The organism is Pectobacterium quasiaquaticum (assembly GCF_014946775.2).
Lineage (GTDB): Bacteria > Pseudomonadota > Gammaproteobacteria > Enterobacterales > Enterobacteriaceae > Pectobacterium > Pectobacterium aquaticum.
The window spans coordinates 2,773,026-2,790,158 of sequence record NZ_CP065177.1; the positions used below are offsets into that span (position 1 = coordinate 2,773,026).

General features: G+C 53.6%; 15 protein-coding genes. 7 read left to right on the forward strand and 8 right to left on the reverse strand.

Annotated elements, in window-relative coordinates; all coding sequences use genetic code 11:
• Positions 1-124: 124 nt before the first annotated feature.
• Entirely contained in the window at positions 125-1,057 is a 933-nt protein-coding gene (gene yvcK / locus IG609_RS12740; RefSeq protein ID WP_193399451.1) for a uridine diphosphate-N-acetylglucosamine-binding protein YvcK, read from the forward strand.
• Here the strand turns inward: yvcK and IG609_RS12745 are convergent.
• From IG609_RS12745 to bioB, 6 genes are all read right to left on the reverse strand, one after another.
• Positions 1,033-1,464 (reverse strand): VOC family protein, encoded by a 432-nt coding sequence (locus tag IG609_RS12745; protein WP_193399452.1) that lies wholly within the window; start codon positions 1,462-1,464, stop codon positions 1,033-1,035. The genes yvcK and IG609_RS12745 overlap by 25 nt on opposite strands.
• Positions 1,465-1,492: 28 nt before the next feature.
• The gene (gene uvrB / locus IG609_RS12750; RefSeq protein ID WP_193399453.1) at positions 1,493-3,505 is read right to left on the reverse strand and encodes an excinuclease ABC subunit UvrB; all 2,013 of its coding nucleotides are present in this window, start codon (positions 3,503-3,505) and stop codon (positions 1,493-1,495) included.
• 759 nt (positions 3,506-4,264) lie between these two features.
• Complete coding sequence (gene bioD, locus IG609_RS12755; RefSeq protein ID WP_193399454.1) at positions 4,265-4,945, reverse strand: dethiobiotin synthase; 681 nt, start codon at positions 4,943-4,945, stop codon at positions 4,265-4,267.
• Entirely contained in the window at positions 4,938-5,699 is a 762-nt protein-coding gene (gene bioC, locus IG609_RS12760; protein WP_193401116.1) for a malonyl-ACP O-methyltransferase BioC, read from the reverse strand. The genes bioD and bioC overlap by 8 nt, the downstream gene beginning before the upstream one ends.
• Positions 5,680-6,837: an 8-amino-7-oxononanoate synthase gene (gene bioF, locus IG609_RS12765; RefSeq protein WP_193401118.1), complete on the reverse strand. Its 1,158-nt coding sequence runs from the start codon at positions 6,835-6,837 to the stop codon at positions 5,680-5,682. Before bioF ends, bioC begins: the two co-directional genes overlap by 20 nt.
• Before the next feature lie 39 nt (positions 6,838-6,876).
• Positions 6,877-7,914: a biotin synthase BioB gene (bioB, locus tag IG609_RS12770; RefSeq protein ID WP_010303333.1), complete on the reverse strand. Its 1,038-nt coding sequence runs from the start codon at positions 7,912-7,914 to the stop codon at positions 6,877-6,879.
• A gap of 95 nt (positions 7,915-8,009) precedes the next feature.
• Here bioB and bioA point away from each other — a divergent pair, with 95 nt between their 5' ends.
• The 6 genes from bioA (at position 8,010) to IG609_RS12800 (ending at position 15,041) form a co-directional block, all read left to right on the forward strand.
• A complete protein-coding gene (gene bioA, locus IG609_RS12775) occupies positions 8,010-9,314 on the forward strand; it encodes an adenosylmethionine--8-amino-7-oxononanoate transaminase (protein WP_193401120.1) in 1,305 nt (434 codons plus the stop codon).
• A 203-nt stretch (positions 9,315-9,517) separates the two neighbouring features.
• Positions 9,518-9,925, forward strand: a complete 408-nt coding sequence (locus tag IG609_RS12780) for a CidA/LrgA family protein (RefSeq protein WP_193399458.1) — start codon at positions 9,518-9,520, stop codon at positions 9,923-9,925.
• On the forward strand, positions 9,925-10,623 hold the full coding sequence (locus IG609_RS12785; protein ID WP_193401122.1) for a CidB/LrgB family autolysis modulator: 699 nt from the start codon (positions 9,925-9,927) through the stop codon (positions 10,621-10,623). Before IG609_RS12780 ends, IG609_RS12785 begins: the two co-directional genes overlap by 1 nt.
• 32 nt (positions 10,624-10,655) lie before the next feature.
• Positions 10,656-12,008, forward strand: a complete 1,353-nt coding sequence (locus IG609_RS12790) for a PDDEXK-like family protein (RefSeq protein WP_193401124.1) — start codon at positions 10,656-10,658, stop codon at positions 12,006-12,008.
• Positions 12,009-12,245: 237 nt separating this feature from the next.
• Positions 12,246-13,136: a cytidine deaminase gene (cdd, locus tag IG609_RS12795; protein ID WP_193399460.1), complete on the forward strand. Its 891-nt coding sequence runs from the start codon at positions 12,246-12,248 to the stop codon at positions 13,134-13,136.
• Between the two features lie 207 nt (positions 13,137-13,343).
• Positions 13,344-15,041: an NAD-dependent malic enzyme gene (locus IG609_RS12800; protein WP_180786002.1), complete on the forward strand. Its 1,698-nt coding sequence runs from the start codon at positions 13,344-13,346 to the stop codon at positions 15,039-15,041.
• A gap of 212 nt (positions 15,042-15,253) precedes the next feature.
• Here IG609_RS12800 and gsiD read toward each other — a convergent pair whose 3' ends face one another.
• Together gsiD and gsiC are read right to left on the reverse strand one after the other, a co-directional pair.
• Positions 15,254-16,159 carry a glutathione ABC transporter permease GsiD gene (gene gsiD / locus IG609_RS12805; protein ID WP_193399946.1) on the reverse strand — a complete coding sequence of 302 codons (906 nt, stop codon included), beginning with the start codon at positions 16,157-16,159 and terminating at the stop codon, positions 15,254-15,256.
• Positions 16,160-16,168: 9 nt separating this feature from the next.
• Positions 16,169-17,089, reverse strand: a complete 921-nt coding sequence (gsiC, locus tag IG609_RS12810; RefSeq protein WP_010280879.1) for a glutathione ABC transporter permease GsiC — start codon at positions 17,087-17,089, stop codon at positions 16,169-16,171.
• Positions 17,090-17,133: the final 44 nt, after the last annotated feature.

Sequence of the window (17,133 nt, forward strand, 5' to 3'; positions counted from 1 at the left end):
CATCCCGATGAGCTTACTCAGGTAAGTGATTCGGGTGACTGAACGCAGCCAACGCACATGCAACTTGAAGTATGACGGATATACACGTTATTCATATTCCTCTGGCTTATTCATAAGGTTTTCTATGCGCAATCGCACGTTGGCCGACCTCGACAGGGTTGTCGCACTCGGAGGTGGACACGGTTTAGGTCGTGTGATGTCTTCGCTCTCTTCCCTGGGTTCACGGCTAACCGGCATTGTCACGACGACAGATAACGGCGGCTCGACTGGCCGCATCCGTCGTTCTGAAGGCGGTATTGCCTGGGGTGATACCCGCAACTGCCTGAATCAACTCATTACGACGCCCAGCGTGGCATCCGCAATGTTTGAATATCGGTTTAACGGTAACGGGGAACTTGCCGGACACAATCTGGGTAATCTGATGCTAAAAGCGCTCGACCACCTGAGCGTGCGACCGCTGGAAGCCATTAACCTGATTCGCAACCTGCTCAAAGTCGACGCCTTTTTAATTCCGATGTCCGAACATCCTGTCGATTTGATGGCAATTGATGAACAGGGCAACCCCGTTTATGGTGAAGTCGAGATCGATCAGTTGGCAGCCTTACCACAGGATTTGATGCTGTACCCGACGGTGCAGGCCACGCGCGAGGCGATTGATGCCATCGCAAAGGCTGACCTGATTTTGATTGGTCCCGGCAGCTTTCTGACCAGCCTGATGCCGCTGTTGCTGCTGGAAGATCTGACACAGGCACTCCGCCGCACGCCCGCTCCCATGGTGTACATCGGTAATCTGGGCAATGAGCAGAGCAACCCCGCAGCCCGCCTGACGCTGGTGGAGAAACTATCTTGGATTGAACACAAGGTAGGGAAACCCGTGGTTGATGCCGCGATTGTTGGTCCCAAAGTCGATATCAGCCAGATTGGCGGCCGACTGGTCGTGCAGCAAGCGCTGGCCGCAGAAGATGTTCCTCACCATCACGACCGTGAGTTACTGCGCCAGGCCATCGATCGTGCGCTACAGCTGTTGGGCTCTCAACCCCGTAGCCACGGCGTATAAGTCACGCCAATCAGAATGCCTTCGGGACTCAGGAAACGCGTAACCTGCTGTCCCCAAGGCTCAAGACGTTTTTCCACCAGCAACACATAGCCTTGCGCTTTCAGCGTACTGGTCGCTTCCACCATGTCAGCCACTTCGAACTCCAGCCAGCTTTGCGGTTCAGGCAGATCCGTAGGCCAACTTCCGTGCCCGAAACAGGACTCGCTAGCCTGTGACAGCGGCCACAACGCGAAATGCTTCACGCCCTCCATCTCATCACTCACCAGATAGTCGCTCCCTTCCGCAACGGGCTTCAGCGGCAACTTCAGCGTATCAACATAGAGCGCATGGCTGGCAGAAAGTGATTTCACGATCGGTCCGAAACCCGCCACAAACAGCACTTCTACACCCGGTATAGTCTGATCCATCATTGATCCTCAGTGAGCGCTTGCATCGTTAAGATACAGCGATAAATTGTGCGCGCAGAGCTTGTACTTCATCGCGTAGCGCGGCCGCCTCTTCAAATTCAAGGTTCTGCGCGTGCGTCAACATCTTGCTTTCCAACTCGCGGATTTTCAGCTCCAGCGCCTTCGGCGTCATCAGTTCATAACGTGCTGCTGGCTCTGCTGCTTTACGATTGCCGCGCCCTTTGCCCTTGTTCGCCGACTGGCCCAATTGCAGGATATCGGAAATCTTCTTATTGATTCCCTGCGGCACAATGCCGTGCTCGGTGTTGTAGGCTTCCTGCTTCTCGCGGCGACGCTCCGTTTCACCCATCGCTTTCGCCATTGACGCCGTAATCCTGTCGCCGTAAAGAATGGCTTTGCCGCGCAAGTTACGTGCCGCACGGCCAATTGTCTGGATCAGGGAACGTTCAGAGCGCAGGAAGCCCTCTTTATCGGCATCCAGAATCGCCACCAGCGACACTTCAGGCATATCCAGCCCTTCACGCAGCAGGTTGATACCCACCAGCACGTCGAACTCGCCAAGGCGCAAATCACGGATAATTTCCACACGCTCGACGGTATCGATATCCGAGTGCAGATAACGAACCCGCTCGCCGTGCTCTTCCAGATACTCCGTCAGGTCTTCCGCCATTCGCTTGGTCAGCGTGGTGACAAGTACCCGTTCGTTAATCGCGGCACGCAGACGAATTTCGGAAAGCAGATCGTCCACCTGTGTTGCGACAGGCCGCACTTCGATGATGGGATCGAGCAATCCGGTGGGACGCACCACCTGATCAATCACTTCACCGCCCGATTTTTCCAATTCATAGTTACCCGGCGTCGCAGACACGTAAATCGTCTGCGGAGCCAGCGCTTCAAATTCTTCAAATTTCATCGGTCGGTTATCCAGCGCCGAAGGCAGCCGGAAACCGTATTCAACCAGCGTCTCTTTACGCGCGCGGTCACCGCGATACATACCGCCGATCTGAGGAACGGTGACGTGGGATTCATCGATGACCAGCAGCCCGTCCGCAGGCAGATAGTCAAACAGCGTCGGCGGCGGCTCGCCGGGACCGCGACCAGAAAGGTAGCGCGAGTAGTTTTCGATACCGGAGCAGTAACCCAGTTCGTTCATCATCTCCAGATCAAACTGCGTGCGCTGACTCAGCCGCTGCTCTTCCACCAGTTTGTCATTGGCCAGCAGCACCTTTTTACGGTCGGCCAGTTCAACCTTGATGTCTTCCATCGCCTGCAAAATACGCTCACGCGGTGTAACGTAGTGCGTTTTCGGATAGATGGTATAGCGCGGCACCGTCTGGAGGACGTGCCCCGTCAGCGGGTCAAACAGCGACAACCGCTCTACTTCTTCATCGAACAGTTCAACCCGCAGCGCGATTTCGTCAGATTCCGCAGGGAAAATATCGATCACCTCACCACGCACGCGGAACGTACCACGCTGAAACGCCTGATCGTTGCGGGCATACTGTAATTCAGCCAGGCGTCGCAAAATAGCACGCTGGTCAATCAGCATGCCCTGCGTCAGGTGCAGCATCATTTTCAGATAGAGATCGGGATCGCCCAGACCGTAGATCGCGGATACCGAAGCCACGACGATCACATCGCGCCGCTCCAGCAGCGCTTTTGTTGCAGAAAGACGCATCTGTTCGATATGTTCGTTAACCGACGCGTCTTTTTCGATGAAGGTATCCGAGCTTGGAACGTAGGCCTCTGGCTGATAATAGTCATAGTACGAGACAAAGTACTCGACGGCATTGTCAGGAAAGAATTCTTTCATTTCGCCATACAACTGGGCTGCCAACGTTTTATTGGGTGCTAGCATCATTGTCGGGCGATTGAGGTCGGCAATCACATTGGCGATCGTGAACGTCTTACCTGAACCTGTTACCCCGAGCAGCGTTTGGTGCGCTAACCCGTCTTCCAGGCCCTCTTTTAAACGACGAATGGCCTCAGGCTGATCGCCTGCCGGTTTAAAGTCGGAATTAAGTGTAAATACTTTACTCATCGTTAAGCACGCTACTTATCGTTATTACCCATCGCGCAATGCGACGTTCGTGGGTGGATGCTCGGAACGTTATTCTGAATGCCAATGACGAAATTCGCCACCGCAATAATACTGGATATAAAAACAGCATCAAGGAAATTATCGCTGGATTGGACGATTAATCAACCAATGAATTGCTAACACATCTGTTTGCAATCTACCAGATAAAATCATCATGATTTATCCCCAAAGTTGGTAAAAATGTAACATACGGAGATGACCGATGACGTTAATTTATGCAACTACGCATTATTGATGTTCAAGACGCTTGATTTTACTTAAGTGAATGATAATAAATAGATTAAAAAAACCGTGGAGAATAGCGTCAACCTGGCGGCAATCCGCGCCAGCTCTCGGTTAGGCCGTGTTGTCTATCCATAATTCACATAGTTATCCACAGAAATGGTGGATAACTCCCACAACCCCGCATCAGCACTGAGTTAGAGAAATACCCGCTTCATTCGTGATTCCCCCTGATATGGATTTTCTTCACACTCTTTCTGTGATTTATCGCATAAGGATTAGACGGAAAAAGACTAAAAACAGCCGAGGGAAAAAATGCCACAAGTCAGGCACAGCGGGGGATTAGAGAAAAATTCAAGAAGGTTTTATCTATTGATAAAGATAAAAAATTAGATTTTACCCACATTAAACAGATACTGGTAAAAAACAACAAAAACCGGTGCTTGATTAAATGCAGGCGAAGGTTTGCTAAAATGATTACTCCGCTAATAATGTAATATCAATGTACTGCCCCAAATTATGCTGCTGAAGATCCGATACATAAGGAATTTCACCCAGCATCGGCGCGGGCAGGCGTTGTTGCAGCGTGTGCAGATACGGCTGGTGCCATTTTCCGGGTGGCGTGATGTCATTCGCAATCCAGCCGCCAAGGCGCAGGCCCGCGTGTTGAATGGCGTGGGCCGTTAACATCGCGTGGTTGATACAACCCAGCTTGATGCCGACCACCAAAATCACGGGAAGCTGTTCCTGTACCACCCAGTCAGCAAACGTATCCTGCTCTGACAGCGGCGTAAACCACCCGCCAGCGCCTTCGACCAGCAGCCAATCCGCCTGTGTTTCTAATGCCCGTAGGCCTGCGGACAACGCTGGGAGATGGATAGGCCGCTGCTCCACCGTACTGATAATATGCGGTGACGTCGGCTCCATAAACGCCAGTGGGTTCACCGCCTGATACTCTAGCCGGACGCTGCTATTGGCCTGAAGCGCCAGCGCATCGCTGTTGCGAATGCCGTCGACCGTCATTTCACAACCGGACGCCACGGGTTTATAGCCTACGGTACGGTATCCTGCCTGATTCGCTGCCTGAAGCAGCGCCGTACTCGCGACCGTTTTCCCAACTTCGGTATCCGTGCCCGTCACAAACCAGCGCTCAATCACGATAAATCACTCCATAAACCAGTTGATAGCTAAGCGGGTAGCCGCCTTGTTCTTGCGGATAATGGGCAGACAATGCCGCCAGACGCGCCCGGCTCAATAGCCCCGGCGTACGCCCGTCGTGCAACCAGGTCGCACCAATCCCCTTCAGCGATTTCATCAACGCCAATACATCAGGGAAAAAGCAGACCTCACGTTCTTGAACCAAGTGATGGCGATAAGGCTGACAGGCTGCTTCGATAGCGGAGAGCGACAGAAAGCGATTCGTCCGCTGCGTGCCGTCCAGACGCTGCCACGCCTGCGACAATTCACTTAAGGAACCGTCCGCCAGCGTCGCAAACGCCATCACGCCCCCCGGCCGCGTAACCCGATACAGCTCGGCCAGCGCACGCGGTAACGAGTCGCACCACTGCACAGCCAGATTGCTGTAGCTGATATCCACACAGCAATCCGCCAGCGGCAGGTTTTCGATATCGCCTTCCAGATAACGATCGGCAACGTGCTGCTCACGGGCATGCGCCAGCATGTCCACCGACAAATCCAGCGCAGTCACATTCTTACCAGCCTGACGCCAGTGGCGGCTAAAATGCCCGGTTCCGCAGCCCGCATCCAATACCTGTAAACCGCTGTGCGACGGCATCAGCGCCAGCAGGCGTTCTCCGCTGGTGCGTTGCAGTTCGGCAAAGCGGTCATAGCACCCTGCTGCTCGCCCAAACGCCTGCGCAATCGCCTGCTTGTTATAGTTTTCTGTCAGCATGGTGTAATACCGTAAGCAAGCGACTGATATCTTCCGGCTGGTGTTCCGCCGTCAACGTAATGCGCAGACGTGCGCTGCCAACAGGCACCGTTGGTGGCCGCATCGCACTGACCCACACGCCCAGTTCACGCAGATGGCTCATCAGTGCCATTGCCCGCACATTCTCACCAACAATCAGCGGCTGAATCGCGCTCTGTGAATCCATCAATTGATAGGACGAGTTGGAAAAGCCCGCGCGGAACTGGGCGATGTTGCGTCGTAACGCATCGCGCCGCGCGTCGCCCTGACGGACACAGTTGACCGCCGCGCTCAGCGCACAGGCCTGTGCGGCAGGCATCGAGGTGCTGTAAATCAGATGACGGGCGAATTGCAGGAAATACTCGGCCAGCGGTTCGGCGCACAGGACCGCCGCGCCGCTCACCCCAAACGCCTTGCCGAACGTGACAATCAGCAGTTCGGGTTTAACGCCCTGTTGCCAACAACTCCCTCGACCTTCATCACCCAGTACGCCAATCCCGTGCGCATCGTCCACCATCAGCCAGGCATCGTGCGCTCGGCACTGAGCCTGGAGCGCCGACAGCGGTGCGGTATCGCCATCCATGCTGAAAACGCCTTCGGTCACCACCAGCGTCTGACCGTCCGTTGGTTTTTCCAGCAGCACTTGCAGGCTATCGACCTGATTGTGTTTAAAACGGCGCAGCGTCGCGGGTGACTGTGCGGCCGCTTCCAGCAGTGAAGCATGGCTGAGTTTATCGGCAAAAATACGGTCTTCTGACTGTGCCAACGCGGCCACCACCGCCTGATTCGCGGCATAGCCGGAAATAAACAGCAGCGCACGCGGGTAGCCCAGCCAGTCGGCAAGCTGACTTTCCAACGCGGCATGGGCATCGGTATACCCCGCCACATGCCCAGAACCGCCGCTGCCAATACCGTATTGCTCAGCGCCCTGCTGCCAGGCGCGTACAATCTCCGGGTGGTGACTCAGCCCCAGATAGTCGTTGCTGGAAAAATTCAGGTAGCAGCGGTCGCCCTGCATCAGCCAGCGTCCGCTACCGCCTTGATTCACCCGCCGTATACGATAGGCATCATCGCGCTGGCGTTGTACCAGCGCGGCGTCAATGCGTTGCTGCCAGCTCATGATTCAGCACGCCTCATCCAGCGGTTTGCAGGCTGGAGGTTATACCGCAGCATTATAAAACTGCTCGCTATCGGCATTAACCAGCTGTTCCGCCAACCGCTGTTGCTGTTGGTTATCCCCGTATTCGGTCGCCGTCTGCTGCGGATTCAGACCCAGTTTGAGGAACAGCGCCAGATCCTTGTCTTCTTTCGGGTTTGGCGTCGTGAGCAGTTTGCAGCCGTAGAAAATGGAGTTCGCACCGGCCATAAAGCACATTGCCTGCGTTTGTTCGCTCATCTGCTCGCGGCCGGCAGACAGGCGGACATAGGAAGCCGGCATCATGATGCGCGCAACGGCAATAGTCCGAATGAAATCAAACGGATCGACATCATCGTTATCCGCCAGCGGCGTACCTTTCACCTTCACCAGCATGTTGATCGGCACACTTTCCGGCGGCGTCGGCAGGTTAGCCAATTGCACCAGCAGCCCAGCGCGATCGCGCACGGTTTCACCCAGCCCAACGATGCCGCCCGAGCAGACCTTAATGCCCGCACCGCGCACTTTATCCAGCGTATCCAGACGCTCCTGATAGGTGCGGGTAGTAATGATGCTGCCGTAAAATTCTGGCGAGGTATCGAGGTTATGGTTATAGAAATCCAGTCCCGCAGAGGCCAGACGCTCAGCCTGATCGTTGTGCAGCGTCCCCAGCGTCATGCAGGTTTCCATCCCCATCGCTTTCACGCCTTGCACCATCTGTTCCAGATACGGCATGTCACGCTCGTGCGGATTTTTCCACGCGGCGCCCATACAAAAACGCGTCGATCCTGCCGCTTTTGCCTGACGGGCCGACTCCAGCACCTGCTCAACCTGCATCAGGCGTTCGGTGTCAATTCCGGTACGGTAGCGGGAACTTTGCGGACAATACTTACAGTCCTCAGGACAGGAACCGGTTTTGATCGACAGTAGCGTACTAACCTGCACCTGACGGGGATCAAAATGCTGACGATGGATCTGCTGCGCTTCAAACATCAGTTCCAGAAAGGGTTTATTAAATAAGTCTTGCGCTTGCTCAAGCGTCCAGTACATGCGGTCAGCCACTTCGGCATCTCCAAACTAAAAACGTTTCGCCAGTGTAAATTAACTCGATATACTGTCAACCAAATAGAATCCATTTTGGTTTACGAAAGATCATCATGAGCCCGGAAGACATTGCTTTTGACCAGCGCCACATTTGGCATCCCTACACCTCAATGACCGAACCACTGCCCTGCTATCCAGTGGTCGCAGCCAGCGGCGTCGAGCTTCAGTTGGATGACGGACGTCGCCTGATTGACGGTATGTCATCGTGGTGGGCAGCGATTCACGGTTACAACCATCCGACGATCAATCAGGCAGTGCAGACTCAACTCAGCCAGATGTCGCACGTGATGTTTGGCGGGATCACCCATCCGGCAGCGGTGGCGCTGTGCCGCCAACTGGTGGACATTACGCCGGATGCGCTGGAATGCGTGTTTCTGGCGGATTCCGGCTCAGTGGCCGTTGAAGTGGCGATGAAAATGGCGCTGCAATATTGGCAGGCGCGCAGTGAAACCCGTCAGCGCTTTCTCACCCTGCGTCATGGCTATCACGGCGACACCTTCGGTGCGATGTCCGTGTGCGATCCGCAAAATTCGATGCACAGTCTGTATCAGGGCTATCTGCCGACTCACCTGTTTATCGATGCACCGCCATGCGCTGCGATCAACGAAGGCAATTTTGCCGACGACTGGCAGGAAGCGGATATCGCGCCGCTCCAGTCGATGCTGTCAGCGCACGCCCATGAGGTCGCGGCTGTAATTCTGGAACCCATCGTACAAGGCGCGGGCGGCATGCGCTTTTATCATCCGGCCTATCTGCGTCGGGTTCGGGAACTGTGCGATCAATGGGGGATCTTGCTGATTGCCGATGAGATCGCGACCGGATTTGGCCGTACCGGCAAGCTGTTTGCCTGCGAATATGCGGGAATCTCGCCCGATATTATGTGTCTGGGAAAAGCGCTTACTGGCGGTTATATGACGCTCTCCGCCACGCTGACCACTCGGACAGTTGCGGAAACTATCAGCAACGGCGCGGCGGGCTGTTTTATGCACGGCCCTACATTTATGGGCAATCCGCTCGCCTGCGCGGCAGCCAACGCCAGTTTGTCGCTGCTGGCGGAGAACCGCTGGCAGGGGCAAGTGCAAAATATTGAGCGGCAGTTGCGAGACGCACTGCAACCCTGCGCGGATTCGCCGCTGGTGGCGAACGTTCGCGTACTGGGCGCTATCGGCGTAGTGGAAACACAGCGTCCGGTTAATATGGCGCGGTTACAGCGTTTCTTCGTTGAGCGCGGCGTCTGGATTCGACCGTTTGGCCGCCTCATTTATCTGATGCCGCCGTTTATCATTCAGCCTGATGAACTGCGTAAACTGACCGATGCCGTCTGTGCCGCAACTCGTGACGAACGGCTATTTGACTGACGACTATTTGGATCAATGAAGTATTTAGATCAATAAAGCATTTGGATCAATAAAGGCTTGGGTGCGACACGTTTTCTGTCGTGCCTGAACCGTTTACCTGATATCCCCTGCCATGTGTTGCTGTATAACGTTAGCAATGTGCGCTGTAGCACGTAAATTCCATTAGCGTTATGATAATCCCCTCAGCTAATCAGGAATGTCCCATGCGTAATACGTTCATCGTGTGCTGGCAGTATTTACGCGCTTTCGCATTGATTTATCTCTGCCTGCTGGCAGGCAATGCGGTATCCGCGTTACTTCCGTTCACTATCCCCGGCAGTATCATCGGCATGCTGGTCTTGTTCATCCTTCTCGCCTCGCAAATTCTGCCCGCGCAGTGGGTAAAACCAGGTTGCCACCTGCTTATTCGTCACATGGCGCTGCTGTTCGTCCCAATCGGCGTCGGCGTGATGAATTATTACGATCTGGTCAGCCAACAGTTTGGCCCTATCATCGTTTCCTGCCTGATCAGTACCTTTATTGTGATGTTGGTTGTGGGTTTCAGTACCCAGATAATGCAGCGTGAACGAGCCGTGGATGGCGATCGTACGCCGCCGAAGGATAATGAATAATGTTCAGCTATTTGTGGTGGTCGCTGCCCCTCACTCTGAGTGTCTTTTTCGCCGCGCGTAAACTGGCCGTGCTGACCCGGATTTCCCTGTTGAACCCGCTGCTGGTGTCGATGGCGATTATTATTCCACTGCTGCTGGTATTGAAGATTCCCTACGAGCACTATTTTCAGGGCAGTAAAGTCCTTAACGATTTGCTGCAACCGGCGGTGGTCGCACTGGCGTTCCCGCTTTATGAACAGCTGCACCAAATTCGCGCGCGCTGGAAGTCGATCATCAGCGTGTGCTTCATCGGCAGCCTGACCGCCATTATCTCCGGCACGCTGGTGGCGCTGTGGATGGGCGCCTCGCCAGAAATCGCCGCCTCGGTGCTGCCTAAATCCGTCACCACGCCGATTGCGATGGCCGTCGCCAGCTCGATTGGCGGGATTCCGGCTATCAGCGCCGTCTGCGTGATTTTTGTCGGTATTCTCGGCGCAGTCTTAGGCCACAGTGTGTTCAACCGCATCGGTATTAAAACTAAAGCCGCGCGTGGGCTGTCGATGGGGACAGCCTCACACGCACTCGGTACGGCGCGCTGTGCAGAGGTTGACTATCAGGAAGGTGCATTCAGTTCGCTGGCGCTGGTCATCTGCGGGATCATCACGTCGCTGATTGCGCCGTTTGTCTTCCCCCTGTTACTCAATCTATTTGGTCATTAATTTTTTTGGTAAATAAAATGGAGATATAAGAGATGGATATTAAGGAATTTTACGAGTTTCTCACGGACGAGAAGTTGCTAGAATTACGAGAAAAATTGCGTATTTCAGATAACATACTTGATGTCATCACTCTCACCGAAAACCAACATTCCGATATGCTCGCGTGGTGCCTTAACCCCAATGAAGGACACTGCCAAGGCGATGCCGTGATCAAAGATTTTCTGACTGCGGCTTATCAGGCTGGCCATGAAACGAATAAATTTGCCAATAAGAAATTCTTTGAGGAATGGACCCCAGGCCGTATCCAGACAACGAGCTTTGGTTCGGCTTTTGTGACGCGTGAATTTAGTATTAAAGACCACGTAGGTTCAAATCGTCGCCTCGATCTCTTTTTGATCGACCCGAAAAACCAGTTCATCATCACTATTGAAAACAAAGTTGGAGCGGCATTATCTGCCGCTCAACTCGCTGATTATTATGAGGCCGTTCAAAGCGCCTTTCCTAGTACTTCGTTTAAAGGTTACAAATTTGCTTATGTGGTTTTGGATAAAAAATTTGAAAGCTACCGCGAAGAAAAAATAGAGCCGCAGGATAATAAGTGGGCATTTCTAAGTTATCAGTGGCTGGAAAAAGCAGCCCAACGTGCCCGTTTGCAATTACAAAATAATAATGCCGCGGCACAGCTGTTAATGGCCTATTGCCAAAAGCAGGCACAGTGGCAAAACAAGGATGAAGAAGAGATTTCTGAACTGTCAGCCCACCTCACTTCCCAGTATGAATCCATCATCGATCGTTTTTTACATTTAAAACAGATAAGCCCACATAACTGGAAGTCAGTAAATATGAAGAGCGTAGACAGTGAAGCGTTGCTCTTTCTTCAGCAAAACGCTCAACTGTGCGATCAGCTTATTCAGGCGAAAGGTCTTTCCGGCATTCTGGTTACCCTACGCAAAGCGTTCCCACTCTTGACGGAAGAGTGTCTGGAAATAGGCAGAACCTGGTTGAATATCACTGTGCCGTCCATACTCACGCTAAGGAACCCAGATAATGGCTACTGGCCGCTTTATGTGAATATTGTCAAAGAAACCAAAAAAGTCGAAGAAAACGGAAACGTCATAGAAAAAGCCCCTAACTCCTCCTTTACCATTTCACTCATTTACTACGCAGACAACCTATCGCAGGAGTTATGTGATGTCCCTGCACTGCATAAGTTGTTGGCTTCAAACTATGCCAGTCTGGAAAAGAAACAGCGTCGGCGGTGGAAAACGGCTGCCAGAAAAGAAAACGTCGCGATACAAGATATCGCGAAAGAAGCAGTGAAATTTATTCAGGATGTGGGAAAACTGCTAGAAAAAGCCAAAGAGAAAAAGATCGTCCATCATTAAGCATACGATTAAAAAGTACATAGCGGCGTATCACAGGGCATAACACGCCCTTTGGTACGCTTTTTATTTTCTTCCCTACGGCAAGAAGGGACGGTCACAGCCTATAAAATTGAGATACATCTCGCATTTAACAGTTAATTTGCATTCCTTTCATTCAACAAAGAGATTTTTATCACAATTTATTGCTACTTTGCTCCCTAACATGACGTCATTGACGGGTAAAAAGAGTACACCGATATGCATCCACGATTTGAAAACGCCTTCCAGCAATTACCTGCCAGTCTGCAAGCCGCGATCGGTCCCTTGATCGATAAACCCGATTTCGCCGCCATGCTCACCGCAGATGACGTGAATGCCGTCTGCGAAGCCAGCCAGCTAGACGCCGACGCGTTGGCCTTTGCGCTATTGCCTCTGGCCGCTGCCTGCGCACAAGCGCCTATCTCGAATTTTCAGGTTGGCGCAATTGCGCAAGGGCTCAGTGGCAATTTCTACTTTGGTGCCAACATGGAGTTCAGCGCAGTTCAGTTGCAGCAAACGGTGCATGCCGAACAAAGCGCCGTCAGCCACGCCTGGATACGCAATGAACGTGGGTTACGGGCCGTGACCGTGAACTACACGCCATGCGGCCACTGTCGTCAGTTTATGAATGAATTGCGTAATGCCGCGTCGCTGCGCATTCAATTGCCGGGTCGCCAGCCTGCCGTGCTCAGCCATTATCTGCCGGATTCCTTTGGCCCCGTCGATCTGCACATCGATACCTTACTGATGGATGACATCAACCACGGCGCAACCTTGCAGAATGTGAACGCGCTTGCGCGTCGGGCGCTGGATGCCGCCAACCGTAGCCACGCGCCCTATAGCAAAGCCATCAGCGGCATTGCGCTGGAAACCTCAAGTGGCAACATTTATACCGGACGCTACGCAGAAAATGCGGCATTCAACCCGAGCCTGCCGCCTTTGCAAGTTGCATTGAATCTGATGAACCTTGCTGGCGAAGCTCCGTGCACCATTAAACACGCGGCTGTCGTTGAGCGTCGTCATGCGCTTGTCAGCCACTGGGCCATTTCGCAAATTATGCTGGCTGAATTGGGCTGTACCGACATTGAACATCACTTTATTGAGGAATAACGGCAGAGGTCAGCACAGGATTTCAGCAAAGGGAAGTTTGAGAAACGAGAGGTGAATCGATAAAGCCTGTATTTTGACTAAGATGCAAGCCATCTGTAACTATTTAAATTAACAATTCCTGTACATATTTTCTGGGTAATTTAAGATCCGCAGCAGTTTTTATCGACAACACCTGAGTTTTTTTCTGTTATCCGAGAGTAAAAAGTCATGGAATTAGAATACGAAAGCAAACGTCCTCTCCATATTCCCTACGCTGGTCCGATCTTGCTTGAATTTCCCCTGCTGAATAAAGGCAGCGCGTTTACCGAAGAAGAACGCGCTAACTTTAACCTGCATGGTCTGCTGCCTGAAGCCGTCGAAACCATCGAAGAACAGGCAGAACGCGCCTGGCGTCAGTATCAGGAATTCAAACACGATATTGAAAAACACGTGTACCTGCGCAACATTCAGGACACCAACGAGACGCTGTTCTACCGCCTGCTGGACGGTCACCTCAGTGAGATGATGCCGATCATCTACACCCCGACCGTTGGCGAAGCCTGTGAACACTTTTCCGATATCTATCGTCGCGCACGCGGCCTGTTTATCTCCTACCCTAACCGCGCGCATATCGACGATATGCTGCAAAACGCCACCAAACAGAATGTAAAAGTCATCGTTGTAACCGACGGTGAACGTATTCTGGGTCTGGGCGACCAGGGTATCGGCGGCATGGGGATTCCAATCGGTAAGCTGTCGCTGTACACCGCGTGTGGCGGTATCAGCCCAGCCTACACTCTGCCTGTCGTTCTGGATGTCGGCACCAACAACCCGCAGCGTCTGAACGATCCGCTGTACATGGGCTGGCGCCACCCGCGTATCACTGACGATGAATACTATGAATTTGTTGACGAATTCATTCAGGCCGTTAAACGCCGCTGGCCGAACGTGTTGTTGCAGTTTGAAGACTTCGCACAGAAAAATGCGACGCCGCTGCTGAACCGCTATCGTGATGAGATCTGTAGTTTTAACGATGACATTCAGGGCACCGCCGCCGTCGCGATCGGCAGCCTGATTGCCGCCAGCCGTGCAGCAGGCACTCAGCTACGCGATCAGACCGTTGCCTTCCTGGGTGCGGGCTCCGCAGGTTGTGGTATCGCTGAGCAAATCGTCGCGCAGATGAAGTCTGAAGGGCTGAGCGAAGAAGAAGCACGCGCACGCGTCTTCATGGTAGACCGCTTCGGTCTGCTGACGGACAAGCTGCCGAACCTGCTCGATTTCCAGAGCAAGCTGGTGCAGAAAAGTGAACTGCTGGCTGATTGGGATTGCAACAGCGACGCGATTTCACTGTTGGAAGTGGTACGCAATGCCAAGCCGACCATCCTGATCGGTGTATCCGGCCAGCCGGGTCTGTTCACGGAAGAAATCATCCGTGAAATGCACAAGCACTGCGCGCGTCCTATCGTGATGCCGCTGTCTAACCCGACATCCCGCGTAGAAGCCCGTCCAGAAGATATCATTCGCTGGACAGAAGGCGCAGCGCTGGTCGCAACCGGCAGCCCGTTTGCTCCGGTTAACTATCAGGGCAAAATCTTCCCTATCGCCCAGTGCAACAACTCCTACATTTTCCCAGGTATCGGGTTAGGTGTACTGGCGTCGGGTGCCAAACGTATCACTGACGGTATGTTGATGGCCGCCAGCCGCGCGCTGGCTGACTGCTCGCCGCTGGCGAATAACGGTGAAGGCGCGCTGCTGCCGGATCTGTCCGATATCCAGCAGGTGTCCAAGCGTATTGCACTGGATGTGGGTAAAGCCGCACAGTTGCAAGGTGTGGCCGTCGTCACCTCTGCCGATGCATTGCAGAAGGCGATTGAGCACAACTTCTGGCAACCGCAGTACCGCAGCTACAAACGTACCTCGTTCTAATGGTGTGTGGCTGCAAAGGCCGCCAAGCGGCAGTAACGGATAGATCGTAAAGACGCTACGAGTACGTCCATGTAAGCTCGGATTGCGCCATCCTTGGCGCAAACGCTTTACTCTTCTATTCCGTTACTCCCGTTTTCGTTCGGCAAATAGGTTTGTCAGTGGTCTGAAGCGCGGCACTTGCCGCGCTTTTTTTATCACTGCTTTTTATTTATTCAGCTTTTCAATTTTGGGTCGAGCGCATCGCGCAAACCGTCACCCAGCAAATTAAACGCCAGGACCGTCAGAAAGATCGCCAGACTAGGGAAGATCGCGACGTGCGGGGCAATCACCATATCCGACCGCGCTTCGTTCAGCATCGCTCCCCACTCCGCCATCGGCGGCTGGGCGCCCAGTCCTAAAAATGACAGGCTGGCTGCTGTGATGATCGACATCCCAATGCGCATCGAGAAAAACACCACGATGGAAGACACCGAGCCGGGCAAAATATGCCGAAAGAGGATCGTCCGGTCGCTGGCACCAATGCTGCGGGCCGATTCGATGTAAGTAAGCTGCTTTAGCACCAGCGTATTGCCGCGCACCAGACGGGCGAAAGCAGGAATACTGAAAATCGCGACGGCGACAATCACATTCGCCATGCCACTGCCCATCATCGCCACAACGGCAATCGCTAGCAGAATACCGGGGAAGGCAAACAGCACATCACATAGGCGCATGATGATCCTGTCCGCCCACCCTTCGTAGTAACCCGCCACCAGACCGAGTGTCGTGCCGATAATCATCCCGACCAGCACCGAGAGAATGCCCGCCGCCAGCGAGATACGCGTCCCCATCAGGATCCGACTGAAAATATCACGTCCTAATGAATCCACCCCCAGCCAGTGTGCCGCCGACGGGCCTTCATTCAGGCGCTCATAATCGAAATAGTTCTCGGCGTCATAGGGCATCAGGTACGGTGCCAAAAACGCGATCGCAATCAGCAGTAGCACAAACACGCCAGCGGTGACCGCGACATGCTGCCGAAGAAAGCGCCGCCAGAATTCACGCCACGGCGTACGAACCGATTTATCCCTAATGACAGGGAGCGTCGCCAGCATAGCGTTACGTCGCCAGTGTCTCATTCCCTTTCCTTATTTATAACGAATGGCTGGATTAATCGCGGCATACAGCATATCCACCAGCAGATTGATCAGAATAAACTCCAGCGAAAACAGCAGCACCTCGGCCTGAATCACCGGATAGTCGCGCATCTCCACCGCATCCACCAGCAGCCGTCCTAGCCCCGGCCAGTTGAAGACCTTCTCCACGACGATTGAGCCGCCGAGCAAGAAACCAAATTGCAGCCCCATCATCGTAACCACCGGAATCAACGCATTGCGCAGCCCGTGTTTCACTACCACCAGCGATTCGCGCACGCCCTTTGCCCGCGCCGTACGCATATAATCTTCTTGCAAGACATCAACAAACGATGCGCGGGTAAACCGCGCCATCACCGCCGCCACGGCTGCACCCAGCGTCAGAGAGGGCAAAATATAGTGCAGCCAGGTGTCTGCCCCCACCGTCGGCAGCCATCCCAGTTCAACAGAAAAGACCTGCATTAACAGCATGCCGAGCGCAAACGCAGGGAAAGAGAGACCGGAGACGGCCAGCGTCATCCCGATTCTGTCCGGCCAGCCGTTGCGCCACACGGCGGACACGATACCGATCGCCATGCCAAAAATTACGGCCCACACCATGCTGCACACCGTCAGCCAAAACGTCGGCATAAAGCGCATGGCAATCTCTTCGGTGACGGGGCGTTTCGATACGATCGACGTACCAAAATCCCCTTGCAGGATATTGGTAAAGAAGTGCCAGAACTGATGCGGCAGCGGTTTATCCAACCCCAAATCCTGCCGAACCATCTCAATAACGGCAGCATCCGCTTCCCGTCCGGCGGCTAAACGCGCTGGATCGCCGGGTAACAGATGAACGAACAGGAATACCAGCACCATCACAATCAGGAGCGTGGGAATCAGTCCCAGTAGTCGTTTAATAAAATAATTCAGCATGAACAGTTTTCCACAGACATGCGTCGGACTCCCTATCAGTGAAC

Excerpts from the sequence above, each read along its gene's own strand:
- yvcK (WP_193399451.1), top strand. The coding sequence starts at position 125 with ATGCGCAATCGCACGTTGGCCGACCTCGACAGGGTTGTCGCACTCGGA.
- IG609_RS12745 (WP_193399452.1), bottom strand. The coding sequence starts at position 1,464 with ATGGATCAGACTATACCGGGTGTAGAAGTGCTGTTTGTGGCGGGTTTC.
- uvrB (WP_193399453.1), bottom strand. The coding sequence starts at position 3,505 with ATGAGTAAAGTATTTACACTTAATTCCGACTTTAAACCGGCAGGCGAT.
- bioC (WP_193401116.1), bottom strand. The coding sequence starts at position 5,699 with ATGCTGACAGAAAACTATAACAAGCAGGCGATTGCGCAGGCGTTTGGG.
- bioF (WP_193401118.1), bottom strand. The coding sequence starts at position 6,837 with ATGAGCTGGCAGCAACGCATTGACGCCGCGCTGGTACAACGCCAGCGC.
- bioA (WP_193401120.1), top strand. The coding sequence starts at position 8,010 with ATGAGCCCGGAAGACATTGCTTTTGACCAGCGCCACATTTGGCATCCC.
- IG609_RS12780 (WP_193399458.1), top strand. The coding sequence starts at position 9,518 with ATGCGTAATACGTTCATCGTGTGCTGGCAGTATTTACGCGCTTTCGCA.
- IG609_RS12785 (WP_193401122.1), top strand. The coding sequence starts at position 9,925 with ATGTTCAGCTATTTGTGGTGGTCGCTGCCCCTCACTCTGAGTGTCTTT.
- IG609_RS12790 (WP_193401124.1), top strand. The coding sequence starts at position 10,656 with ATGGATATTAAGGAATTTTACGAGTTTCTCACGGACGAGAAGTTGCTA.
- cdd (WP_193399460.1), top strand. The coding sequence starts at position 12,246 with ATGCATCCACGATTTGAAAACGCCTTCCAGCAATTACCTGCCAGTCTG.
- IG609_RS12800 (WP_180786002.1), top strand. The coding sequence starts at position 13,344 with ATGGAATTAGAATACGAAAGCAAACGTCCTCTCCATATTCCCTACGCT.
- gsiD (WP_193399946.1), bottom strand. The coding sequence starts at position 16,159 with ATGAGACACTGGCGACGTAACGCTATGCTGGCGACGCTCCCTGTCATT.
- gsiC (WP_010280879.1), bottom strand. The coding sequence starts at position 17,089 with ATGCTGAATTATTTTATTAAACGACTACTGGGACTGATTCCCACGCTC.